22 protein-coding genes are annotated in these 22,011 nt (G+C 59.0%); 5 read left to right on the forward strand and 17 right to left on the reverse strand.

Annotated elements, in window-relative coordinates:
- Nucleotides 1-47 precede the first annotated feature (47 nt).
- From bamA to AC1DM5_RS03185, 13 genes are all read right to left on the reverse strand, one after another.
- On the reverse strand, nt 48-2,387 hold the full coding sequence (gene bamA, locus AC1DM5_RS03125; protein ID WP_477974588.1) for an outer membrane protein assembly factor BamA: 2,340 nt from the start codon (nt 2,385-2,387) through the stop codon (nt 48-50).
- A gap of 201 nt (nt 2,388-2,588) precedes the next feature.
- Nucleotides 2,589-3,722, reverse strand: coding sequence for an RIP metalloprotease RseP (rseP, locus tag AC1DM5_RS03130; protein WP_037106235.1), 1,134 nt, complete (start codon nt 3,720-3,722; stop codon nt 2,589-2,591).
- A gap of 29 nt (nt 3,723-3,751) precedes the next feature.
- On the reverse strand, nt 3,752-4,582 hold the full coding sequence (locus AC1DM5_RS03135) for a phosphatidate cytidylyltransferase (protein WP_477823459.1): 831 nt from the start codon (nt 4,580-4,582) through the stop codon (nt 3,752-3,754).
- Nucleotides 4,582-5,325 carry an isoprenyl transferase gene (locus AC1DM5_RS03140; RefSeq protein ID WP_477823458.1) on the reverse strand — a complete coding sequence of 248 codons (744 nt, stop codon included), beginning with the start codon at nt 5,323-5,325 and terminating at the stop codon, nt 4,582-4,584. The genes AC1DM5_RS03135 and AC1DM5_RS03140 overlap by 1 nt, the downstream gene beginning before the upstream one ends.
- 37 nt (nt 5,326-5,362) lie before the next feature.
- Nucleotides 5,363-5,923: a ribosome recycling factor gene (gene frr, locus AC1DM5_RS03145; protein WP_113322813.1), complete on the reverse strand. Its 561-nt coding sequence runs from the start codon at nt 5,921-5,923 to the stop codon at nt 5,363-5,365.
- Nucleotides 5,924-5,974: 51 nt separating this feature from the next.
- Nucleotides 5,975-6,697: a UMP kinase gene (gene pyrH, locus AC1DM5_RS03150; protein WP_113295637.1), complete on the reverse strand. Its 723-nt coding sequence runs from the start codon at nt 6,695-6,697 to the stop codon at nt 5,975-5,977.
- Nucleotides 6,698-6,792: 95 nt separating this feature from the next.
- Nucleotides 6,793-7,719, reverse strand: a complete 927-nt coding sequence (gene tsf / locus AC1DM5_RS03155; RefSeq protein ID WP_477974570.1) for a translation elongation factor Ts — start codon at nt 7,717-7,719, stop codon at nt 6,793-6,795.
- A gap of 239 nt (nt 7,720-7,958) precedes the next feature.
- Entirely contained in the window at nt 7,959-8,726 is a 768-nt protein-coding gene (gene rpsB, locus AC1DM5_RS03160) for a 30S ribosomal protein S2 (protein ID WP_477823456.1), read from the reverse strand.
- 225 nt (nt 8,727-8,951) lie between these two features.
- On the reverse strand, nt 8,952-10,055 hold the full coding sequence (locus AC1DM5_RS03165) for a type 2 periplasmic-binding domain-containing protein (protein WP_477823455.1): 1,104 nt from the start codon (nt 10,053-10,055) through the stop codon (nt 8,952-8,954).
- Nucleotides 10,055-10,672, reverse strand: a complete 618-nt coding sequence (locus AC1DM5_RS03170) for a 5-bromo-4-chloroindolyl phosphate hydrolysis family protein (protein WP_477823454.1) — start codon at nt 10,670-10,672, stop codon at nt 10,055-10,057. Before AC1DM5_RS03170 ends, AC1DM5_RS03165 begins: the two co-directional genes overlap by 1 nt.
- Before the next feature lie 7 nt (nt 10,673-10,679).
- Complete coding sequence (locus AC1DM5_RS03175) at nt 10,680-12,251, reverse strand: substrate-binding domain-containing protein (RefSeq protein ID WP_477974572.1); 1,572 nt, start codon at nt 12,249-12,251, stop codon at nt 10,680-10,682.
- Between the two features lie 11 nt (nt 12,252-12,262).
- The gene (locus tag AC1DM5_RS03180; protein ID WP_477823452.1) at nt 12,263-13,339 is read right to left on the reverse strand and encodes a toxic anion resistance protein; all 1,077 of its coding nucleotides are present in this window, start codon (nt 13,337-13,339) and stop codon (nt 12,263-12,265) included.
- A gap of 207 nt (nt 13,340-13,546) precedes the next feature.
- Nucleotides 13,547-14,386, reverse strand: a complete 840-nt coding sequence (locus tag AC1DM5_RS03185) for a cell envelope integrity EipB family protein (protein ID WP_477823451.1) — start codon at nt 14,384-14,386, stop codon at nt 13,547-13,549.
- Nucleotides 14,387-14,522: 136 nt separating this feature from the next.
- On the opposite strand from AC1DM5_RS03185, the gene AC1DM5_RS03190 reads away from it, so the two are divergent.
- From AC1DM5_RS03190 to AC1DM5_RS03210, 5 genes are all read left to right on the forward strand, one after another.
- Nucleotides 14,523-14,990, forward strand: coding sequence for a RidA family protein (locus tag AC1DM5_RS03190; RefSeq protein WP_477823450.1), 468 nt, complete (start codon nt 14,523-14,525; stop codon nt 14,988-14,990).
- Nucleotides 14,990-15,709, forward strand: coding sequence for a glycerophosphodiester phosphodiesterase (locus AC1DM5_RS03195; protein WP_477823449.1), 720 nt, complete (start codon nt 14,990-14,992; stop codon nt 15,707-15,709). The genes AC1DM5_RS03190 and AC1DM5_RS03195 overlap by 1 nt, the downstream gene beginning before the upstream one ends.
- A 77-nt stretch (nt 15,710-15,786) precedes the next feature.
- Nucleotides 15,787-16,989: a GNAT family N-acetyltransferase gene (locus tag AC1DM5_RS03200; protein WP_477823448.1), complete on the forward strand. Its 1,203-nt coding sequence runs from the start codon at nt 15,787-15,789 to the stop codon at nt 16,987-16,989.
- Nucleotides 16,990-17,043: 54 nt separating this feature from the next.
- A complete protein-coding gene (locus tag AC1DM5_RS03205) occupies nt 17,044-17,472 on the forward strand; it encodes an HIT family protein (protein WP_477823447.1) in 429 nt (142 codons plus the stop codon).
- Between the two features lie 59 nt (nt 17,473-17,531).
- Nucleotides 17,532-17,822, forward strand: coding sequence for a Dabb family protein (locus AC1DM5_RS03210; RefSeq protein ID WP_477974574.1), 291 nt, complete (start codon nt 17,532-17,534; stop codon nt 17,820-17,822).
- Between the two features lie 147 nt (nt 17,823-17,969).
- Here AC1DM5_RS03210 and clpA read toward each other — a convergent pair whose 3' ends face one another.
- From clpA to AC1DM5_RS03230, 4 genes are all read right to left on the reverse strand, one after another.
- The gene (gene clpA, locus AC1DM5_RS03215; RefSeq protein WP_439014868.1) at nt 17,970-20,462 is read right to left on the reverse strand and encodes an ATP-dependent Clp protease ATP-binding subunit ClpA; all 2,493 of its coding nucleotides are present in this window, start codon (nt 20,460-20,462) and stop codon (nt 17,970-17,972) included.
- A gap of 10 nt (nt 20,463-20,472) precedes the next feature.
- Complete coding sequence (clpS, locus tag AC1DM5_RS03220) at nt 20,473-20,823, reverse strand: ATP-dependent Clp protease adapter ClpS (RefSeq protein ID WP_037072724.1); 351 nt, start codon at nt 20,821-20,823, stop codon at nt 20,473-20,475.
- A gap of 263 nt (nt 20,824-21,086) precedes the next feature.
- Entirely contained in the window at nt 21,087-21,455 is a 369-nt protein-coding gene (locus AC1DM5_RS03225; RefSeq protein ID WP_007827401.1) for a phasin family protein, read from the reverse strand.
- 284 nt (nt 21,456-21,739) lie between these two features.
- Nucleotides 21,740-21,943, reverse strand: coding sequence for a DUF3126 family protein (locus tag AC1DM5_RS03230; protein WP_007827403.1), 204 nt, complete (start codon nt 21,941-21,943; stop codon nt 21,740-21,742).
- Nucleotides 21,944-22,011 lie beyond the last annotated feature (68 nt).

A 22,011-nucleotide genomic window follows, 5' to 3' on the forward strand; every position in this document is an offset into this window, starting at 1 on the left:
CAAAACTCCAGAACGGAATTGAAATTTACAGTTCCGGACTGCCGATATCAGAATTGGTTGTTAATGCCAAACTTGAAGCGCTGAGTCTTGTCGAAGTCTTCCTTCACGACCGGGATCGCGTAGTCGACGCGGAGCGCACCGAAGGGCGACTGCCAGATCAGACCGACACCGACCGAAGCACGCAGCGAGGAACCGTCACCTTCTGCAGTATCCGAACCGAGAAGCTCGACATCGTTGCCGAACAGCGTGCCGGCATCTGCGAAGACTGCGCCGCGCAGGTTGAAGTCACGCGGGAAGCCCGGCATCGGGAACGTCGCTTCGGCAGAAGCGGTAAAGTAAGTCGTACCACCGAGCGGATCGTCCGGGTTGGTGATGCGCGGGCCGATACCCTTGTTCTCGAAGCCACGAATATCGGAATTGGTCAGCGTGAACTGGTCGAAGACGTTCAGGTGATCACCGAAACCGACAACGTAACCAGCTGAAGCCGAGAGCGAGCCGATGATGTCGGCATCGTCAGCGAGCAGATGGTAGTAACGGGCCTTACCGTAGATCTTGTAGTACTGGGAGTCGCCGCCGAGGCCGGCGATTTCCTGTGTCGCAGTAGCGTAGACACCTTCACGCGGCAGGACGGTATCGTCAAGCGTATTGTAGGTCAGCGTCTGCGATATGGAAGACCGTGTCCACGGGCTCTCGTTGACCAGGTTTTGATAGGTAGCGGACAAATCGGCCAGACTGCTTCCGCTGGAATCGTACTTCATCTGCTTGTAATTATAGCGGAACGTCGTCGCCAGATCTTCAGTGATCGGCGCCGTTACGCGCAGAACACCGCTGGTTTCCTCGTAATCGTAGTTGTCGTTGCTCGACGTCTCGCTGTGATTGACGTCGAAACCGGCGGCAAGGCGATAACCGAGGAAGTAAGGCTCGGTGAAGTTGATACCGTAAGCGCGCGAGCCTTCCTGACCGCCACCAGCCGAAAGGCGGATATACTGGCCGCGGCCGAGGAAGTTCTTTTCTTCGATCGAAGCTTCGAGCAACAGGCCGTCGCCGCCGGCCGCATAACCGGCACCGATACCGAACGAACCGGTCGACTGATCCTGTACGTCAACAACGATGACGACGCGATCAGCCGAGCTGCCCGGCTGGGTCGAGATGTTGACTGAGGAGAAGTAGCCGAGCGCTTCAAGACGGCGCTTTGCGCGGGTGATCATCTGCTGATTGAAGGCGTCGCCTTCGCTGAGATCGAACTCGCGGCGAATAACGTAATCGCGCGTACGGCTGTTGCCGCGGATTTCGATACGCTCGACATAGGCGCGCTCGCCCTGGTCGACGAGGTATTCGACGCCGATCGTATTGTTGTTCAGGTCGCGGTTGCCGCGCGGCGTGACGCGCGCGAAAGGATAACCGGCCGAAGCAACCTGATCCGAAATCGCCTCGATGGACTTCTGGACTTCCTTGGCGTTGTAGACTTGGCCTTCGCGGGTTCTGACCAGCCCCTGTAGCTGCTGGGCATCGACACCTTCAACGGTCGACTGAACGCTGACCGCGCCGAAATCATAACGCGGGCCTTCTTCGATGTTGAAGGTCAGCGTGTACTTGTTCGTCGCTTCGTCGAAAGAGGCATCGGAAGAAACGATGCGCATGTCGGCATAACCGCGATTGTAATAGAACTGGCGCAGCGCGTCTTCATCAGCGTGCAGCTTGTCTTCGTTGTAGACGTCCTTGCGGGTCAGGAACGAGAGAAAGTTCGAACGCTTGGTCTGGATGACCGCGGCGAGACGGCCGGCACTGTAGGCCTGGTTGCCAACGAAATTGATGGCGTCGATCTTGGTGCGGTCGCCTTCATTGATGACGAAAGCGAGGTTGACGCGGCCTTCGCCGAGCGGAACGACCTGCGTCGTCACTTCGACTTCGCTGCGACCGGTAGCGGCATAGGCTTCCTTGATCGCCGCGATATCGGACTGGATCTGCGCATCGCTATAAGGACCAGCGGCATGTGTCTTGACGACAGCTGCCAGCTTGTCGTCCTTGACCTTGCGGTTGCCGTTGAAGACGACCTGGTTGACGAGCTGCGCTTCTTGAACATTGACGACGAGGGTGCTGCCGGAAACCGAAATCTTGACGTCGGAGAAGTAACCGGTGCCGTAAAGCTGCTTTACGGAGTCGTCGATATCGGTATTGGAGAAGCTCTTGCCGGGAGTAATGGTGATGTTCGACCGGACGGCCTCAGCACCGACGCGGCTTGCACCGTGTACATCGATCCGCTGAATGACGGCAGCTTCCGCAGCCGTAGCCGAAACGAAAGTCAAAGCACCTGCGCCAGAAGCAACAACACTAGCAGACAGCGCAATCGCCGATACTGCGTTCAAAAACCTTGAACCAGCCTTCATTTCACCCATTACCTTTTTTCCCTCGTCTCCGACCCCAGGGGAACCCCCGATTCCGGCCACGTGTGTCGTTTTACCCGCTTTTGACATACAAGCAAGGGAGCTCGTTAATTTCTGTTTACTTCATTTCGAAGCGTGACCCATTCGCCACTACAGCTTTGAAACATCGTAAATAAACAGTAATTTTCCCTATCTTTTTACGCGCTAGCCGATGAGCGCGCTAATGTCATTCCAGGTAGCAAAAACCATTAATGTAAGCACCATGGCCAGGCCAATGCGAAACGCAATTTCCTGAGCCGAAGAACCCAGCGGCCTTCCCCTAACCGCTTCCACCGCATAGAACATCAGGTGGCCGCCATCAAGTACCGGAACCGGCATCAAATTCAGCAATCCAATCGAAACTGACAAAACCGCAGCAAGCTGCAGCAACGCGCCTATTCCAAGCGTAGCCATCTGGCCCGAAGCTTGCGCCACGCGGATCGGCCCACCCAATTGGTCGGCTTTCATCGATCCATTGAGCAAATTGCCGATATATTTGAAGGTGCCGGTCACGATGTGCCACGTCTGCGTCACGCCTTCGTTCAGTGCCTGAAGCGGCGTATAGGTCTGCAGACGGAAGTGGCCAACCTCTTCGTTCGTGACGATCCCGATCAGGCCAACCTCGATCTTGTTGCCGAACTGGTCGGTGATATCGGTGCGCTGCGGCACCATCGGCAGGTCCATCTTCTCGCCGTTGCGCTCGATGGTCACGACGATGTTCTGGTTCGGACGGATGCTGACATAACGCCGCACGTCGTCGAAGGTCTGAACCTTGGTGCCATCGATTGAGACGAGCAGGTCGCCCGGCAGTACGCCGGCTGCCGCAGCAGCACTGTCCGGCTTCACTTCAGCGACTACGGGATCGGACACTGTACGGCCGTAGACCGCGAAAAGGACCGTGAAGATGGCAATAGCAAGGATGAAGTTGGCGATCGGGCCGGCTGCGACGGTTGCGGCGCGCTTCCAAAGCTTTGCACCGGCGAAGGAACGTTCGCGCTCCTCATCCGTCATCGCGGCGAGCCTGTCCGTATCCGGCTTGCTGGACGCATCCTCATCGCCGAAGAAGCGAACATAGCCGCCGAGCGGGATCGCCGATATCTTCCAGCGCGTTCCGTGGCGATCGGTGAAACCGACAATCTCCGGGCCAAAGCCGACGGAGAAGGCGAGGATACGGATGCCGCTCCAGCGCCCGACCAGATAGTGGCCCATCTCATGCACGAAGACGAGCAGCGACAGGACGATGACGAAGGGGACGATATAGCCCGTCAAAAAACCGAATATGCCGGTCACCGCTTCCATGACTTCCTTCTTCTATCTGGCCGTAATGATCAAAGGCCGAACAATGCCGCACCGAGCGACGTCGTTCCGTCGCCCTTTATCAGCGAAAAAAGGCCAGCAAGCAAGAACGCTGAAAAACAGGCAAAAATCAGTCCATCGACACGATCCATGACGCCGCCATGCCCCGGAATGAGACGGCTGGAGTCCTTCACGCCGAATTTTCGCTTGATGAAGCTTTCGAAAAGATCGCCTGACTGGCTGAAGACGGACAGGACGAGCGCGATCACCGCTGCACGATCCAGGGCTTCCGGAATCAAAAAATGGACAATGACGGCTCCGGCGATGACGGCTGAAATGGCGCCACCGACTGCGCCCGACCATGTCTTGCCGGGCGATATGCGCGGAGCAAGCTTTGGACCGCCAAGCGCGCGCCCAACGAAATAGGCGAGAATATCGGTCGCCCAGACCACGGCGAAGATGAAGAGCATCGCGTAGAGGCCAAACGTTTCATCGCCGCGGATCGCGGCAAGCGCCAATCCGGTGCCGCCGGCATATAAAAGCCCCGGCGCGAACCAGCGGCTGGCACGATGCAGGAAGATCATGGCAATGCCGACCGCGGTCAGGGCAATCAGCATTCCGAACGCATATTCGAACGCACCCGCCAGAACGAGCAGGGCGACCAGCACCTCGCCTACCCAGCCGAGCACGTTGGTCACGGGGTCGCGCACGATGCCTGTGATCGTCGACCATTCGTAATAGATCAGAAGCGCGATCGCCGCCGCCACCGTGCGGAAGATAAAGCCGCCATACCAGGTGGCGGCAAGAACGATGACTGCGAGAATCAGACCTGAAACGATGCGGAGCTTCAGTTCCTGCTTCATCAGGTGTTCACTGCAGCGGCCTGCGCGGAAAGACCGCCGAAGCGGCGATCGCGCGAGGCAAATTTCTCAAGCGCCGACAGGAAGAGCTCGCGGCTGAAATCCGGCCAGTATTCCGGCAGGAAAACGAACTCCGAATAGGCGGCCTGCCACAACAGGAAATTGGACAGCCGCTCCTCACCGCTGGTGCGGATGATGAGGTCAGGGTCGGGGATGCCGGCTGTATCGAGCCGGGCGTCGATCAGCGCAGGGGTGATATCCTGCGATCTGAGGCGCCCCTCCTCCACATCCTTGGCGAGGCTCATCGCGGCGCGGGCGATCTCATCGCGAGAACCATAGTTGAAGGCGATGACGAGTGTCAGCGCCGTATTGGCCTTGGTCGTCTCCTCGGCTTCCAGCAGAAGCTTGAGGATATCGCTTCGCAGGTTGACGCGGTCGCCGATCACCCTGATGCGCACGTTCTGCCGATGAAGCTCGGCCAGGTCGCTGCGGATGAAGGCTTTCAGCAGGCCGAGAAGGTCAGTGACCTCGGCCTCCGGGCGACGCCAGTTCTCCGAGGAGAAGGCAAAGAGCGTCAAATATTTGATGCCAAGATCGCCGGCAGTGCGCACGGTCTGGCGAACGGTCTCGACCGCCCTGCGGTGTCCCATCGTCCGCGGCAGGCCGCGCTGCTTTGCCCAACGACCGTTGCCATCCATGATGATCGCGACGTGTTCTGGCGCAGTCAAAAATGAGGTTTCCGACATTTTCCGTCCGGTCTTTCTTGGCAAGGACGCAAGTATACTAGACCTGCATGATTTCCTTTTCTTTCTCGCCAAGCAAGCGGTCGATTTCCAAAATCGTCTCGTCCGTCATTTTCTGAACGCGTTCCGACTGTGCCCGGCTTTCGTCCTGGCCGATTACGCCATCCTTTTCGGCTTTCTTAAGGCCGTCCATGCCGTCGCGGCGAACATGGCGAATCGCAACCTTGCTCTTTTCGGCATAGTCATGGGCGACCTTGACGAGAGACTTGCGGCGCTCTTCGTTGAGCTCCGGCAGCGGAATGCGGAGGTTCTGGCCGTCGACAATCGGGTTCAGGCCGAGATTCGATTCGCGAATCGAACGGTCCACGGCGCCGACCATGCTCTTGTCCCAGACGGATACCGTCAACATGCGCGGCTCCGGAACAGTGATGTTGGCGACCTGGTTCAGCGGCATGCGCGAACCATAGGCTTCAACCGTCACCGGATCGAGAATGTTGGCCGAAGCGCGGCCCGTACGCAGCGATGCAATGTCGCTCTTGAACGCGGAAATGGCACCATCCATGCGGCGCTTCAGTTCCTTGATATCGATACCTTCACTCATGTCTATGCTCCCGTATCAGAAGATTTGCGCCGGCAACCGCGCAGCTCCCTATCAGTTGTCGGATACGATGGTCTTGAGACCACCACCCGTCAAGATTTCAGCGAAACGTCCCTTCTCGTGGATCGAGAAAACAACGATCGGAATGGAATTCTCGCGTGCGAGCGCAACAGCGGCGACGTCCATAACGGCGAGGCCCCGGTCGAGAACCTCCTTGTGGGTCAGATGATCGAAACGCGTCGCAGTCGGATCCTTCTTCGGATCGGCAGTATAGATGCCGTCCACCTGCGTACCCTTGAAGATCGCCTGGGCACCCATTTCGGCAGCGCGCAGCGCTGCAGCAGAATCGGTGGTGAAGAAGGGATTGCCGGTACCGCCGGCAAAGATCACCACCCTGCCGAGCGACAGGTGATACAGCGTGGCGCGCTGAGAGAAACTTTCGCAGATTTCCGGCATGGAGATTGCCGACAGAACCACTGTATCAATGTTCAGCTTGCGCAGCGAGGTCGCGAGCGCGAGCGCATTGATGACCGTGCCGAGCATGCCCATGTGGTCGCCGGTGACGCGGTCGCCGCCCTTGGACGCGACAGCCACGCCGCGGAAGATGTTACCGCCGCCAATGACGACACCGACCTCGACGCCCATCTGCCGTGCATCGGCAATGTCGGACGCGATGCGGTCCGCCACCGCAACATCGATCCCGAAGCCCTGGCTACCCATCATGGCTTCCCCGGAAGCCTTGAGTAGAACACGTTTATAGATTGGTTCCGACGTCATGTTGGCTCCTCGTATATTGCCGCAATTGCCCGATACACGAAGGGCACCGCGTTGTCACGCGATGCCCTTCGGTTTTCCCAAATATGGCAGCAAGATCAGCCCTTGGCGACAGCGGCGACTTCCGCTGCAAAGTCAGTTTCTTCCTTCTCGACACCTTCGCCGAGGAGCAGACGAGCCATACCGACGACTTCGATCGGGGCGCCGGCCTCCTTTTCGGCTGCTTTGATCGCAGCGCCGACCGTCAGGTCCGGGTTGATAACGAAAGACTGCGAGAGAAGAGCGACTTCCTCGAAGAACTTGCGCATGCGGCCTTCGACCATCTTCTCGATGATCGCTTCCGGCTTGCCGGATTCGCGGGACTGCTCGATGAAGACGTTGCGTTCGCGCTCAGCGACTGCGGCATCGACTTCTTCGGCGCGGATCGCCAGCGGGTTGGTAGCAGCGATGTGCATGGCAACCTGGCGACCGATCGACGTCAGAACGGCCTTGTCGCCGACAGACTTCAGAGCAACGAGAACGCCGAGCTTGCCGATGCCGTCGCCGGCAGCGTTGTGGATGTAAGTCGCCACGACGCCGTGCTCGACTTCCAGCTTGGCCGCACGACGAAGCGTCATGTTCTCGCCGATGGTTGCGATCGCTTCCTTGATGGTGTCAGCGACCGGCTTGCCGGATGCCGGATAGGTCGCAGCCGAAATGGCTTCGACCGTACCGTCCGTGGACAGCGCAACTTCGGCGATGCCGCGTGCGAGATCCTGGAAGGCATCGTTACGGGCAACGAAGTCGGTTTCGGAATTGAGCTCGATGACAACGGCCTTGTGACCGGCGCCGGCGATGGCGACCAGGCCTTCAGCAGCGGCGCGGCCCGACTTCTTGTCGGCCTTGGAGATGCCCTTGGCGCGCAGCCAGTCGATCGCGGCTTCGATGTCGCCGTTGGTCTCGGTCAGCGCCTTCTTGCAGTCCATCATGCCTGCGCCGGACTTTTCGCGCAGTTCCTTCACCAGTGCAGCCGTAATCTCGGTCATAAGTTTCCTCTTGTCGGTTCAAGCGGTGCCCGCAGTTTGCGGCGCGGCACCGGATTGAGGCACGAAATGTACCTGTATGTATGACAGCGTTATGAAGACGCGTCACAACAGAATTCATTGAGGCAAAAGCAGTCACAGCTTCCGCCTGAAAAGGGCAAGGCCGCCGAACTTCAAAGAGTCGCGAGCGGCCTTTCCCAATCTTTGCAAGCTTTGGCGGAGCTTTGCTCCGCCTGCTTCTATCAGGCTTCGGTCGCCTCATCGAGCGCCGGCTCGAACGGAGCTTCAACAGAAGCGCCGAGGTCGCGGCCCGATCCGCTCTGCTGACGGGCAATACCGTCGATTGCAGCGCGGGCGATCAGGTCGCAATACAGAGCGATGGCGCGCGAAGCGTCGTCGTTGCCCGGGATCGGATAGTCGATCAGGTCCGGATCGCAGTTCGAGTCGATGATGGCAACGACCGGGATGCCGAGGCGCTTGGCTTCGTCGATCGCGATCTTTTCCTTGTTGGTGTCGATGATGAACATCAGGTCCGGCGTGCCGCCCATGTCCTTGATACCGCCGAGGGCCTTGTCGAGCTTTTCGCGCTCGCGCTCGAGGGTCAGGCGTTCCTTCTTGGAGTAGCCGGACTGCTCGGAGCCGAGGATTTCGTCGAGCTTGCGCAGACGCTGGATCGAGTTGGAGATCGTCTTCCAGTTCGTCATCATGCCGCCGAGCCAACGCGAGTTGACGTAGTACTGGGCAGAACGCTTGGCCGAGTCAGCGATCAGCTCGGAAGCCTGACGCTTGGTTCCGACGAAGAGAACGCGGCCGCCACGAGCAACGGTGTCGGACACGACCTGCAGGGCGCGCGACAGCATCGGAACGGTCTGGGCCAGGTCGATGATATGGATGTTGTTACGATCGCCGAAAATGTACGGCTTCATCTTCGGGTTCCAGCGGTGAGTCTGGTGACCGAAGTGGACGCCGGCTTCCAGAAGCTGGCGCATAGAAAAATCAGGCAATGCCATGCCTTGTTACTCCTTTTCCGGTTGAACCTCCGCAAGGCGAACAGCATCCTCTTCGAAGATGCCACCGGGCGGAAAAGCCGGATTTCTCCCGGACGATCCCATGCCTTACGTGTGGAATGCGCGTGGCCTTACATTCGATTTGCCGCAAAAGCAAGGCTTGCGTCAAAAAATCTGGCGCGAACTGACGAATGAGCCGCGCCGTCAATATATATATGCGTCGCCGGCTCAGCTTGCCAGCATGTTCAGCAGCGAGAGCATGACGCCAGCATCCGGGATCGGCAACACGGCGTCGATCTCGGCCGGTAGCAGACCGGCGATGGGACCTTTGGTATCGCCGGTTGCGGTACCGAGCGGCCCGCGAAAACCGTGTTTGGCCCAGGCAAGCTCCTGCAGCTTTGCGCTCGTCAACGCCTCGATCAGACGTTCGGCCGTCTCATCCACCACGATCAGCGGATGGGCCGAATAGACGGTCGGGCGCGGATAGAGGACGACGGGCTTCGCGCCCTGCCCCGACTGGATGCGGTTCCATCGGTCGGCATCGGCAAGCGCCCATTCGACGAGTTGATTCTCGTAACCGACAATCATTGGTTCGCCGCCGAGGCCGCCTGCCAGATACTGGTCGAACAGCTTGCCTGACGATGGCGACTTGAAACCCATATTGCGAAAGATCGACTGCACCTTGCCGCCATATTGGGCGAGATCATCCGATGTCGCGACATTGCCGCTGAAGAGGCTGAGCGCGAGGCCCGAAAACATGAAGCCCGAATTCGACCGGTTCGGATCGGTGGAGACGATGCGCGCCCGGCCGTAGAGCGCATTGACGCCGAGCTTTGACCAATCCGTTCCGGCAAGGATGGCATCAAGCAGCGCCTTCAGGTCGAGCTGGTGATGGCCATTGATTACCGTCACGAGGCCCGATTTGATCAGCCCATCCACGACAGGCTGCCACGTGTAGACGACGACAGGCGTATTGAGCATGACCCTGTCATCGCGGATCTTCACGCCGCTCTGGCGGGCGATATCCACCATGATGGAGGAGGACGGCCAAAGAAATTGCGGGTTCTGCGAAAGCAAGGCCTGCTCGCGCACCATTTCGACCGAGCCGGCGACGCGACTGTCGATCGAAAGGCCGTAGCCCTTGATAGCGTCGACGACATCGGGGTCAGCAAGGAAAGCCTCCTTCTCGCCGCCGATGAAGCCGAACAGCTTTGTGCGCGTACCCAGCAGGCCCCGCAGTTCCGGCCTGTCGCGGACGGCGAAATAGCCGCCCGTGCCGGCAATACCGGTGGCAAGCAGTCCAACTCCAAAGGCGCGGCGGGAAAGGGCCATCAGCGTCCGAGATCCTCTTTGAGCGATGCCTGGATGAGGCGCAGGTCGGTATCGAGCGTGCCGAGCTCAGCATCAACAAGGCTGTCGGCATAATGAACGAAGGCATCCTCGAGCTTCACCAGCACGGCGCGGACATCCTCCAACTGCTTGATGTCGGGCGCGCGTTTCGCCTCGATCACCGCAAAGCCCTCGGCGACTTCGGCCGCACGCGGCAGATAGTAGCTAAGGAAGCGGCGTACGGAATTGGCACTTTCCGGCCTCGCCTCCACCTTGCGGAAGACATCGGCGGCGATTTCCGCCAGGTGGCGCACGCGCGCTGCCGTCTGCTTGTCGGCGATATCGTCCGCCGCCGTCTCCAGCCTTTGCGCGGCGGGCACAGCCCCTTCCAGCAATTCTCTCGCGAAGGCAACGCGACCGCGGCCGATCACCTTGATATCGAGACCTTCGAAAAGCCTGCGTGGCGCCAGCAGGAAAACGAGGCCGGCAAAAACCAGGAGGCCGATGACGGCGGCAATCCAGAACGGCATGCCGGCTGTGAACGTGAGGACGGGGACGAGAACGGCCGTCACCACTCCCGCCACGATCCAGTTGCCGTCATTGCCGAGCCAGTTACCCATGCCGGTCCTAGTTATAACCGCGTGCGGTGCGGAACGCTGCCGCAAGGTCCGAGCGTCCGTCGAAGACGCGTGCCGCCGTCGCTGCCGCCAGACTGTCCAGCTGCGTCTTGTCCGCATCGCCGAAGGTAATGCCGAAGATCGGCACGCGTGGTTCCATCGCGTTCCAATCGCTCATGAAGGCCGCACTCTGGTCATCGGATCTGCCGTCGGTCATGATGATGATCGCCGGCAGATAATTGGACAGGTCCGCGGTTTTCGCCATCTGCTGGAGCGCCCTTTCGGCGCAGGCATACATATTGGTGCCGCCGCCGGCATGCTGACCAGAAACTGCGTTGAGAAGCCCCTGCTGCTCCATCGTGTCACCCGAAGCCGAGAAGATATCGCGGACATTGGCATCGAAGGGAATGACGAAGATGCGGTCGGCCGGCGACCACTGCACCAGCACCTTGCTGGCCTCCTCGGGCGTGAACAGGAAACGCATCGCCTGCTGCAGACTGTTCTCGCCGTCTCCTTGCATCGAGCCGGAAAAATCGAGGCAAAGCGCCGTCAGTGACGGTTTGCGCAATGCCGCCTGATAGAGCGTGAGTGCCTGGCGGATCACTGTCGGTTCCGGCATGCGGATCGCGGTCACCAGTTTGGCCGGATCGAAATTCCAGCTCGGCTCCGGTTCAGCGGTGACGCTGCCGAGCGGCAGGCGACGACCGGTTTCGGCGATCTTCTTCTGAACATCGGGCGAGCGCAGATAGGCGAGCAAATCCTTGAAGAAGGTCTGAACCTCAGGACCGCGGCCATGATCGACGAAACCGATCGGCGAATCCGCCATCGCCACGCCATCGGCAGGATAGATGGCGTAGAGCGGCTCCTTGCCCATGCCCGTAAGCTTGTCATTGGTTTCCTTGATGACCGCCTCATAATTCCACATGGCATCGTAGATCGTGCCCTTGCCGGCGGAATCCGTGTAGAGGTCGGCGAGCCAGCCCGAAGACCCGGAGGAGCGCGCAACACCGGCAAGCAGGCTTCGAACGGTGTCCTGAACCGTCTTGTCATCGAGATCGCCGGGCTCGATCACCGGTTTGTTGCCGAGCGCACTGGAAAGCATGGCCAGATAGGCGCTGGCACCGGAATTCGACTGGGTAGCCGATGTCATCAGGAACTTCAGCGAGCCGCTGTTCACCGCTGCCAGGATATCCCTCATGAAGACATCCTTGCCGACCCAGCCGAGCTGCTCGGCCTTCGACTTGCGCACGCCGAGGATGACGGGCGTCTGCGCCACCGACGTCAGGTCCTTGACCCTGCGTTTGGTATCGAACATGTCGACCCAGACGCTGGAGGCCGGCCAGACGGCATCCTGCTCGACACCCTGATCGCTTTGCAGCGCAAGGCCGATATCGAGCGTGCCTTCATATTTAAAGGAGCAGGTCGCGTGCTTCTCCTTGCAGAACTCCTCGACGATCGGCTGCAAGACGGTGTTTTCCGAGCCGGAAACGATCGAGAAATTCGGGCCGCTGCTGAAAGCATCGCAGCCTGCCAACGCCGCGAGACCAGATAGCGCCAGTGCGCAGAGGAGTGATCGGATCATGGTTTTGCCGGTCACGCCTGGGTCATCGCCTTCTTGAGATCGATCGTCAGCTGTTCCATCTGCTGCTCGGCCTGGGCCCGCTTCTTGCGGCCCTCTTCCTGCACGCGCAGAACGCCGGTGACGGTGTCGATCAGATCCTGATTGGCCTTGGCAAGCGTCTCCATATCAACGATGCCGCGCTGCGACTGCTGCTCGATAGCAATCGCCTGATCCTTCATCATTTCCGAGGCCTGGCGGATCATGTCATTGGTGGCGTCGGTCACCGTCTTCTGCAGGTCGAGGGCCGATTTCTGCTGCGTGAGCCCGAGAAGGATGACCATCTTCTGCTTCCAGGCAGGCACCGTCAGCGCCGAGGTCGCCTGCAGATTCTCGATCAGTGTTTCGTCGCCGGCCTGGACGATACGGATCTGCGGAAGCTGCTGGATGCCGAGCTGGCGGGCCTGCTGCAGATAAAAGATGCGCTTTTCCAGCCGGTCGAGCGCCTGGAGGCTGTCCTGATAGGTCTGGGCTTCCAGCATGCCGCCACCGGGGCCGGAGACAGCGGCGTCGGCTGCGCTCTTCAGCTTCGGCAGCTCGATCGAGCGGAAGTGCACGGCGAAGTTCTTGCCCGCCTGCACATAGGCGTCGAGCTTTACGATCGACTGTTTCGTCTCTTCATGCAGGTCGTCGAGCAGGGCGATGTCGCGACGCAGCGTATCCTTGTGGCGGTCGAGCTCCAGGCCGATGCGGTCGATCTGGCCGGCGACGTCCTCGAACTCCTCCTTGAAGCGCTCGAGACGCGCCTTGGCGGAGAGGAACATGCGGCTCAGGAAACCCTTGTCCTTGAGGGACGCGGGATCGAGGCTCTTGGATTTCAGGATGATGTCGGTCAAAAGCTTGCCGACATCGCCGAGATCCTTGTTGCGCACCTCGCGCAAGATCCTGTCGGCATAGTCACTGACGGCCTGCTGTGCGCGGTCGCCGTAAACCGAAATTCCGGCGCGGTCCGTAATACTGATGGTGTCTGTAATGCGGGCGACTTCGGAGGGATCGGCGGCAACGGCCGGCAGGACGGTATTCTGAACAGTTGCGAGATCGGTATCGGCCATTCGGGTCGTCTTTCTCGGCTTGGGGTGCAATTGGTCTTGAGAATTGCAAACCCATTATCTGAGCAAATGGGCCATCCACTATGTAGGGCCGGAAAAGGTAGACTTCCACAAAGACCGGCCCGCGATGGCTCATCTGCGGGACGACAGTTTAGCTGTACTAGAAATAATATTTTATGACAGATGCTTAAGCTTGTCGCAGACGCGGCCTCACTGGCAGACCGGCGCGGCCTTCTTGTCGAGAAGCTCGAGCTTGGCAAGCTTGCCGGTTAGGACGAAATCGCCGTAATCCATCGTCAGATCCCGCGTGATGCCGTTCTCATAGAGCTTGAACGACATGCGGTAGACCGGCAGGGTGTCGGATTTGGCATTCTCGTTGAAATAGGAGATCGTCACGGGCCAGAAGGCGGCCTTGGCGAACTGGCCGGCATTGCCGGCATCAGCCTCATCCGTGACGGGAGTCTCCTGTTTACCCACGATCGTCGTCGTCACCAGGGATTTGTCGCCATCGTCGGAGCCGTCGAAGACGCGGGCCTCGAAGAAGCGCTTGCCGTCCTTGGCGTTCTGAATGACGTCGAGCATGTGCTCGGTCGGAAAGCGGCTTTCCGCGAGTTGCAGCTCACGGCTTGCCGGCTGCTTGAGGTCGACCTTGACGCCTTCCGGCTTATCCTGAGCCGCGCCGTTGACTTCCTTGTCGAGCTGATCGTCGGTGAAAGACTTGGTATCGAAGGTGAACTTGCCATCCTTCAGGCTCTCGAAGGTCTTGGTCTGCTGGTCGCTGACGCGCACGTTGTCGCCGGTGTCGATCTGGGTGACGAAACGGAAGTTCGTGGTGAAGCCTTCGCAGTAATTGCCGTCGAACTCATAGACCATGCGGCCATACATGGAGGAGATGCCGGAGCGTTCCGAAGCGTCCTTCAGTTCCAGGTCGTAGATGGCGCGGTGAGCGACGAGCCCGGTTGCGATCGCAGCGCTCGTCGCCGGCGCGGCCGCCCAGGCATTGGCGGAAACGCTTGCGAGAAGAAGAGCGGCAAGTGACGATCGGAACATTCATTAACTCCTGTTGGACTCGTCCGCGATGTTATAAGAACGCTTTCGGCCAAATCGAGGCTCGAAACTGTCACATTAAAGATTCTAGTCTTGATGCATTCTTTTTGAAGAATTGACAACAAAAGCGGAGACGAAAATGTCCGATGTAATCGCAACGCGCATGTCGGAAATGGGGATAACCCTGCCCGAGGCCGCAGCACCCGCCGCCAATTATGTCCCCTATGTCATCAGCGGCAACCTTCTCTATATTTCCGGCCAGCTGCCGCTCGAAGGCGGTAAGGTTGCCATCTCAGGCCACCTCGGCAAGACCGTCGATGTTGCCACCGGCCAGCGTGCCGCAGAGCTTTGCGCCATCAACATTCTTGCGCAGGCAAAGGCAGCGCTCGGCGGCGATCTCGGCCGCATCCGCCGCGTCATCAAGCTCAACGGCTTCGTTGCGTCAGCACCTGATTTTGTCGAGCAGCACCTCGTCATCAACGGCGCCTCGAACCTGATCGCCGGCGTGCTCGGCGAAGCCGGCAAACATGCCCGCGCTGCCGTCGGCATGGCAGCCTTGCCGCTCAATGCAGCAGTCGAAATCGATGCTATCATGGAAATCGCATAATGACGAATGCCGCTTGGATCAAAGAGCTGCCGGTTGCGCACCGCGGCTACCACGACCTCAACAATGCCGTCTGGGAAAACACGCTCTCGGCTTTTTCACGGGCCGTCGAAGCCGGCCTCGCTATCGAATGCGACCTGCATTACGCCTCGGATGCCGTGCCGGTCATCTTCCATGATGAAGATCTGGAACGCCTCTGCAACCTGAAGGGAGATGTGCGGGAACGGACCTCCCAGGAACTCGGGCTGATCGCCGTCGGCGGCACGAAGGACAAAGTGCCGACGCTGAAGCAGCTTCTGGCGCTCGTGCAGGGCAAGGTGCCGCTTGTGCTGGAACTCAAGGGCCGCGAAGCCGACGACGAGGGCTTTGCCGAAGCCGTTCTCGACGTACTCGAGGGCTATGAGGGCAAGGTTGCGCTGATGAGCTTCGACCATTGGCTGCTGAAGGATCTCAAGGAGCTCAACGCGCCCTACCCGATCGGGCTGACGGCCAACGGCAATACGCCGGAGGAATATGCAGAGCATGAGAAGGCGATGGAGATCGGCCTCGATTTCATCTCCTACTATTATGCCGACCTGCCGAACCCGTTCATCACCGGCCAGCGCGACAAGGGCATTCCGGTCATCACCTGGACGGTGCGTGATGAACAGGCTCGCAAGCAGACTTTCGAGAATGCCGATCAAATGACTTTCGAAGGCTTCGATCCGCGCGCGGCAGTTTGACGCTCGCTTTTTCGACAAGATCGTGCGCAGACTGGGAGGGAGCCAGCTCCCTCCCCCAACGGCTTCGCATTTGCTTCATGACAGACGAATCGTCAGACGAACTTTCCATCCGCATCGAGCGATCATTCACCGCGATTTCCCCCGAGCGCTGGTCCAGGCTTTCGGGAGCATCGAAGACGTGCGACGCCGTCGCCTATAATCCCTTCGTTTCGCATGCCTTTCTCTCGTCGCTGGAAGAATCCGGTTCCGCCACCGCGCAGACTGGCTGGCTTGGCCATCACATGCTTCTGGAAACCGACAAGGGTGAACTGGTCGGCGCGCTGCCCGGCTATCTCAAGAACCACAGCCAGGGCGAATATGTCTTCGACCACGGCTGGGCCGACGCTTTCGAACGGGCCGGCGGCAGCTATTATCCGAAGCTGCAGTGCTCGATCCCCTTCACGCCTGCGACCGGCCCGCGCCTGCTTGTGGCCGAGGGTCTTGCCCGCCTGCCAATTCAGAATGCCATGGCGGAAAGCCTCAAGGAGGTCGTCCGCCGCCTCGATATTTCCTCGGCCCATATCACCTTCGTGCCCGAGGACGAGATGCCGGTCTTCGAGACCGACGGCTACCTTCATCGCACCGACAAGCAGTTTCATTTCATCAATGAAGGTTATGCCAATCACGACGCGTTCCTGGAAACGCTTGTCTCCCGCAAGCGCAAGGCACTGCGCAAGGAGCGGCGGACAGCGGTCGAGAACGGCATCACTATCGACTGGCTGACCGGCAAGGACCTGACCGAAAAGATCTGGGATCAGTTCTTCACCTTCTACATGGATACAGGCGGCCGCAAATGGGGCCGGCCTTATCTGACGCGCAAATTCTATTCGCTGATCGGTGAGCGCATGGCCGACGACATCTTGCTCGTCATGGCCAAGCGCGACGGCCGCTATGTGGCAGGCGCCATCAATTTCATCGGTGGTGATACGCTCTATGGACGGCACTGGGGCTGCATCGAGGAACACCCCTTCCTGCATTTCGAGGTCTGCTACCATCAGGCTATCGATTTTGCGCTGGAAAAGGGCCTCAAGAAGGTGGAGGCCGGCGCCCAGGGCGAACATAAGCTTGCCCGCGGCTACCTGCCGGTGACAACGCATTCCGCCCACTATATCGCCCATGCGGGATTGCGGCGTGCGGTTGCCGACTACCTTGAGCGTGAGCGGGAGGACGTCGAGTACATGAATGAGATGCTGAGCGAGCATACACCCTTCCGCAAGGGCGAGCGACTGCAGGAGGATTGACGCGCTTGGCCTCGCCGCGCTACGCGATCAAGGGAAACACGAGGAGATTTCGCCATGACCAGCGCCGCCTATGACGACAACAATATCTTCGCCAAGATCCTGCGCGGTGAAATCCCGTCGCATCGCGTCTACGAGGACGACAAGACCGTTGTCTTCATGGATGTGATGCCGCAAGCGCCTGGGCATGTTCTGGTCCTGCCGAAGGCACCTTCCCGCAACATCTTCGACGCCGACCCCGCCTCTCTTTCCCATACGATCACCGTCGTCCAGAAGGTCGCCAATGCGGTCAAGGAAGCCTTCGACGCAGATGGTGTGTTCATCGCCCAGTTCAACGAGCCGGCAGCAGGTCAGACCGTTTTCCACCTGCATTTCCATGTCATCCCGCGGCATGAGGGCGTGGCACTCAAGCCGCATTCCGGCAAGATGGAGGACGGCGCGATACTCGCCGCCAACGCGGAGAAGATCAAGGCGGAACTCGCGTGACGGAAACGCCGCCTTATTTTTCGGAATACTAAATTACTTCATCGATTTAGGAGGAAATCATGATCCGCCACACCGTCGCATTCCGCCTGAAGCACGCTGCAGGCTCTGCCGAAGAAAAGGCTTTTCTCGATGAGGCGCTGACGCTCAAGCAGATCCTAAGCGTCAGAAATTTCGAGCAACTTCGCCAGACGAGCCCGAAGAACGATTTCACATTCGGCTTCTCGATGGAGTTCGACGACCAGGCCGGTTACGACGCCTATAACGTCCACCCGCTGCACGTGGCCTTCGTGCGCGACCGCTGGATACCCGAGGTCGCAGACTTCCTCGAGATCGACTACACGAAGCTCTGACATCCTGAAGCGTGTCGCTGCCACGCTTCAGGTCTTTTCTTGCGCATATCGTTATCGCAAGACCGCTACACGCTTTCGCGCGACATGCTTTAGAGCAAACAAAAAGGCCGCTTCGCAGCGGCCTTTTTTCATTGTCTGTCGCAAAACTTACTTCTTGCGCGGAACCTTCGGAACCGTCGAGCCCTTCTTGGGGGCATCGCGGACTTCAGGCTCAGGCTGCGGCACGGTCTTGGCCTTCGTCTTCTTGACCGGCTTGGTCTTCAGCTCGCCATCATCCTCATTGACCGCTCCCGGATGAACCAGTTCGGCTTCCGGCTTCGGCTTGATAGGTGCTGTTTCCGGAATGGCTTCCAGAATGAGGCCCGGCTTGCCATCTTCCTTCGGGCCGACGGTGACGTTGACGACGCCGCCCTTCTTCAGCTTGCCGAAGAGGATTTCGTTCGCCAGTGGCTTCTTGATGTTTTCCTGGATCACGCGGGACAGCGGGCGGGCGCCCATCTTCTCGTCGTAACCCTTTTCGGACAGCCAGGCGATCGCATCCTCGTGCAGGTCGAAGGTGACGTTGCGTTCGGAGAGCTGAGCTTCCAGCTGCATGATGAACTTCTGCACGACCTTGTGGATGACGGCCGTCGGCAGCGCCGCGAACGGGATGATCGCGTCGAGACGGTTGCGGAATTCCGGCGTGAACAGGCGGGTCAGAGCCTCTTCGTCTTCGCCGGTGCGCTTGGACGAACCGAAGCCGATAGCGGCCTTGGCCATTTCCGAAGCACCCGCATTGGTCGTCATGATCAGGATGACGTTGCGGAAGTCGATCTTCTTGCCGTTATGGTCGGTCAGCGTACCGTGGTCCATGACCTGCAGCAGGATATTGTAGATATCCGGATGCGCCTTTTCGATTTCGTCGAGCAGGACCACGCAATGCGGATGCTGGTCGACGCCATCGGTCAAGAGGCCGCCCTGGTCAAAGCCGACATAGCCGGGAGGTGCACCGAGCAGACGGGAAACCGTATGCCGCTCCATGTATTCCGACATATCGAAGCGCAGAATCTCGACACCCAGCGAGGCAGCAAGCTGCTTGGCCACTTCCGTCTTGCCGACGCCGGTGGGACCGGAGAAGACATAGGCGCCGATCGGCTTGTTCGGCTCGCGGAGGCCCGCGCGTGCCAGCTTGATCGCGGTGGACAGGGCTTCGATCGCCACATCCTGACCATAGACCACCGAGCGCAGTTCCTGCTCGAGATTGGCAAGAACGGCTTCGTCATCCTTCGAGACGGTTTTTGCCGGAATGCGGGCCATTGTCGCAATCGTCGCTTCGATCTCCTTTTCGGTGATCAGCTTGCGGCGCTTGGAAGGCGGCAACAGCATCTGGGCCGCACCGGTCTCGTCGATGACGTCGATCGCCTTATCGGGCAGCTTGCGGTCCGAAATGTAACGGGCCGAGAGCTCGACGGCCTGCTTGATCGCCTCGTTCGAGTAGCGCAGATGGTGGTATTCTTCGAAATAGGGCTTCAGACCCTTCATGATCTCGATCGCATCGTCGATCGACGGTTCATTGACGTCGATCTTCTGGAAGCGGCGGACCAGAGCCCGATCCTTTTCGAAGAACTGGCGGTATTCCTTGTAAGTCGTCGAACCGATGCAACGGATCGCGCCCGAAGACAGAGCCGGCTTCAGGAGGTTCGAGGCATCCATAGCCCCGCCCGACGTTGCACCCGCACCGATGACGGTGTGGATTTCGTCGATGAAGAGCACGGCGCCCGGATATTCTTCCAGTTCCTTGACGACCTGCTTCAGGCGCTCTTCGAAGTCGCCGCGATACCGGGTGCCGGCGAGCAGCGTGCCCATATCGAGCGAGAAGATCGTGGCATCGGCCAGAGCTTCCGGAACCTTGCCTTCGACGATGCGCTTGGCAAGGCCTTCAGCGATAGCGGTCTTGCCGACGCCGGGATCACCGACGTAGAGCGGGTTGTTCTTGGAGCGGCGGCACAGGATCTGGATAGTCCGGTTCACCTCGGCGTGACGGCCGATCAGCGGGTCGATCTTGCCGCCCTTGGCCTTCTCGTTGAGGTTTACGCAGTAGGCCTTCAGCGCATCCTGCTGCTTCTTCGGCCCGCTTTCTTCCTCGTTGCCACCGCGTGCGGTCGGCTTGGATTCGGACTCGTCCTCAGCGCCGCGCGGCGGCCGGCTTTCGGAAACGCCGGGGCGCTTGCCGATGCCGTGGGAGATGTAGTTGACGGCGTCGTAGCGGGTCATTTCCTGCTCCTGCAGGAAATAGGCAGCATGGCTTTCGCGCTCGGCGAAGATCGCGACGAGCACGTTGGCGCCGGTCACTTCCTCGCGGCCGGAAGACTGGACATGGATCACCGCGCGCTGGATGACGCGCTGGAAACCTGACGTCGGCTTGGAGTCTTCGTCATAACCGGTGACCAGGTTGGAGAGTTCGTTATCGACATATTCCAGGAGCGTTTTACGAAGCGCGTCGAGGTCGACATTGCAGGCACCCATGACCGCGGCCGCATCGGCATCGTCGATCAGGGCGAGCAGCAGATGCTCGAGCGTCGCATATTCATGGTGCCGCTCGTTGGCAAAGGTCAGTGCCTGATGGAGCGCCTTCTCAAGACTAGGCGAAAATGTTGGCACGTTCAGTTCCTCACTTCTTTTCCATGACGCATTGCAGCGGATGCTGGTGCTGCCGGGCAAAGTCCATCACCTGGCTCACCTTGGTTTCCGCTACCTCGTATGTGAATATTCCGCATTCGCCGACGCCGTGGTTATGGACATGCAGCATGATGCGGGTGGCACTTTCCCGATCCTTCTGAAAAAAACGCTCCAGGATATGGATGACGAATTCCATTGGGGTGTAGTCGTCATTCAAAAGCAGTACGCGATAGAGATTAGGCTTCTTGGTCTTCGGCTTGGTGCGCGTGATGACCGAGGTTCGATTTCCGTTATCCCCGTTCCTTTCGCTGTCGTTTTGCATCCGGATCGGTCTGGCGATCATTGTCATTCATTCCTCAATCAATCCGGCAGGCAGCATGGGAGGGGTGCTTTCCCGACGAATATCTGAAACCCTAAGGTAGTTCATAATAGAGCGATTTTAAGCCCCTTGTTTCCGACTGCAATCACAATTCCGCAGGACTTGACGCAAAGGCCAAAAAAGTCTGCGTAAAAACCAGGGCGCGCTTCGGGAAACAAAAAAGACCGGCCGCAAATGCGGTACCGGTCTTTGATTTTCAATAGGCGGCGCGCAACGCGCCACAAGATTTATGCGGCGGCGGGGGCTACCGGAGTGGCTTTCGAGACCTTGGCGGCAGCGGCGGCCATCGGTGCTTCGTAGGGCTTATAAGCATTTTTGGCGAGGTCGGCATACATTTCGCCGAGCTTGGTCGCTTCGGAAACGAAAGCCTCATAGGAAGACTTCGCATAATTGGTCTGCAATTCGAAGGCCGCCTCGAAGCTCTTTAGGCCTGACAGCGTCTCGAAATGGGTGACGGCATCCTGGAAGGACTTCTTGGAATATTCGGCCGCCTCGGAGGCAATCGCCTGGAAACCCTTGGCAGTATCGGAATAGCTCTTGAGCATCGAATCCACGGCTTCCTTGCTCTTCCGGTTTGTATCGTCGAAATTGAACATGACCATCCTCCAATTGGCAGTTGCAAGCAGAGGGTAGCTGCAACGCACAAAGAGTCAAGTAGTCTTGTGCATCGCAAAACACTCAATGGTTGCGCTCGCTGCCAGCGCTAAAGACCGGATTTTTGGGCACGTTCGTCTTTTATTGATTTTGCTAAAATATATCAGGCGACTGCAACCGCAGGGTTAGCAGAAATTTTAGTGAACCAGCGTATTTGGCGATCGGCGCAAACAAAAAAGCCGTGTATCGCCTGGCGATCCACGGCTTTTGATCGATGTGATGGCGATCAGAGATCGACGTCGAGAATTGCCATCGAGAAATTGTAGGAACGGTCGCCGTCCTCGTCATCGATGTAGATGACACCCAGAAATTCTTCGCCAATGTAGACTTCCGCAGAGTCATTCTTGCGCGGACGCGCCTTCACCACGATCTGCGGGTTCAGCGTGCGTTTGAAATAGGCGTCGAGCTTCTTGATTTCTTCAGGCTTCACTCTTTTGATCTCCGTAAGCAATCTCGGTTGGCCGCTTCTTGCACAGGTAAAGCTGCGCTGTAAAGGTC

The organism is Rhizobium sp. 01T437 (assembly GCF_056398505.1).

What these genes read in the sequence shown, in the direction of transcription:
- bamA (WP_477974588.1), bottom strand. Translation starts at nt 2,387, where the DNA reads ATGAAGGCTGGTTCAAGGTTTTTGAACGCAGTATCGGCGATTGCGCTG.
- rseP (WP_037106235.1), bottom strand. Translation starts at nt 3,722, where the DNA reads ATGGAAGCGGTGACCGGCATATTCGGTTTTTTGACGGGCTATATCGTC.
- AC1DM5_RS03135 (WP_477823459.1), bottom strand. Translation starts at nt 4,582, where the DNA reads ATGAAGCAGGAACTGAAGCTCCGCATCGTTTCAGGTCTGATTCTCGCA.
- AC1DM5_RS03140 (WP_477823458.1), bottom strand. Translation starts at nt 5,325, where the DNA reads ATGTCGGAAACCTCATTTTTGACTGCGCCAGAACACGTCGCGATCATC.
- frr (WP_113322813.1), bottom strand. Translation starts at nt 5,923, where the DNA reads ATGAGTGAAGGTATCGATATCAAGGAACTGAAGCGCCGCATGGATGGT.
- pyrH (WP_113295637.1), bottom strand. Translation starts at nt 6,697, where the DNA reads ATGACGTCGGAACCAATCTATAAACGTGTTCTACTCAAGGCTTCCGGG.
- tsf (WP_477974570.1), bottom strand. Translation starts at nt 7,719, where the DNA reads ATGACCGAGATTACGGCTGCACTGGTGAAGGAACTGCGCGAAAAGTCC.
- rpsB (WP_477823456.1), bottom strand. Translation starts at nt 8,726, where the DNA reads ATGGCATTGCCTGATTTTTCTATGCGCCAGCTTCTGGAAGCCGGCGTC.
- AC1DM5_RS03165 (WP_477823455.1), bottom strand. Translation starts at nt 10,055, where the DNA reads ATGGCCCTTTCCCGCCGCGCCTTTGGAGTTGGACTGCTTGCCACCGGT.
- AC1DM5_RS03170 (WP_477823454.1), bottom strand. Translation starts at nt 10,672, where the DNA reads ATGGGTAACTGGCTCGGCAATGACGGCAACTGGATCGTGGCGGGAGTG.
- AC1DM5_RS03175 (WP_477974572.1), bottom strand. Translation starts at nt 12,251, where the DNA reads ATGATCCGATCACTCCTCTGCGCACTGGCGCTATCTGGTCTCGCGGCG.
- AC1DM5_RS03180 (WP_477823452.1), bottom strand. Translation starts at nt 13,339, where the DNA reads ATGGCCGATACCGATCTCGCAACTGTTCAGAATACCGTCCTGCCGGCC.
- AC1DM5_RS03185 (WP_477823451.1), bottom strand. Translation starts at nt 14,386, where the DNA reads ATGTTCCGATCGTCACTTGCCGCTCTTCTTCTCGCAAGCGTTTCCGCC.
- AC1DM5_RS03190 (WP_477823450.1), top strand. Translation starts at nt 14,523, where the DNA reads ATGTCCGATGTAATCGCAACGCGCATGTCGGAAATGGGGATAACCCTG.
- AC1DM5_RS03195 (WP_477823449.1), top strand. Translation starts at nt 14,990, where the DNA reads ATGACGAATGCCGCTTGGATCAAAGAGCTGCCGGTTGCGCACCGCGGC.
- AC1DM5_RS03200 (WP_477823448.1), top strand. Translation starts at nt 15,787, where the DNA reads ATGACAGACGAATCGTCAGACGAACTTTCCATCCGCATCGAGCGATCA.
- AC1DM5_RS03205 (WP_477823447.1), top strand. Translation starts at nt 17,044, where the DNA reads ATGACCAGCGCCGCCTATGACGACAACAATATCTTCGCCAAGATCCTG.
- AC1DM5_RS03210 (WP_477974574.1), top strand. Translation starts at nt 17,532, where the DNA reads ATGATCCGCCACACCGTCGCATTCCGCCTGAAGCACGCTGCAGGCTCT.
- clpS (WP_037072724.1), bottom strand. Translation starts at nt 20,823, where the DNA reads ATGATCGCCAGACCGATCCGGATGCAAAACGACAGCGAAAGGAACGGG.
- AC1DM5_RS03225 (WP_007827401.1), bottom strand. Translation starts at nt 21,455, where the DNA reads ATGTTCAATTTCGACGATACAAACCGGAAGAGCAAGGAAGCCGTGGAT.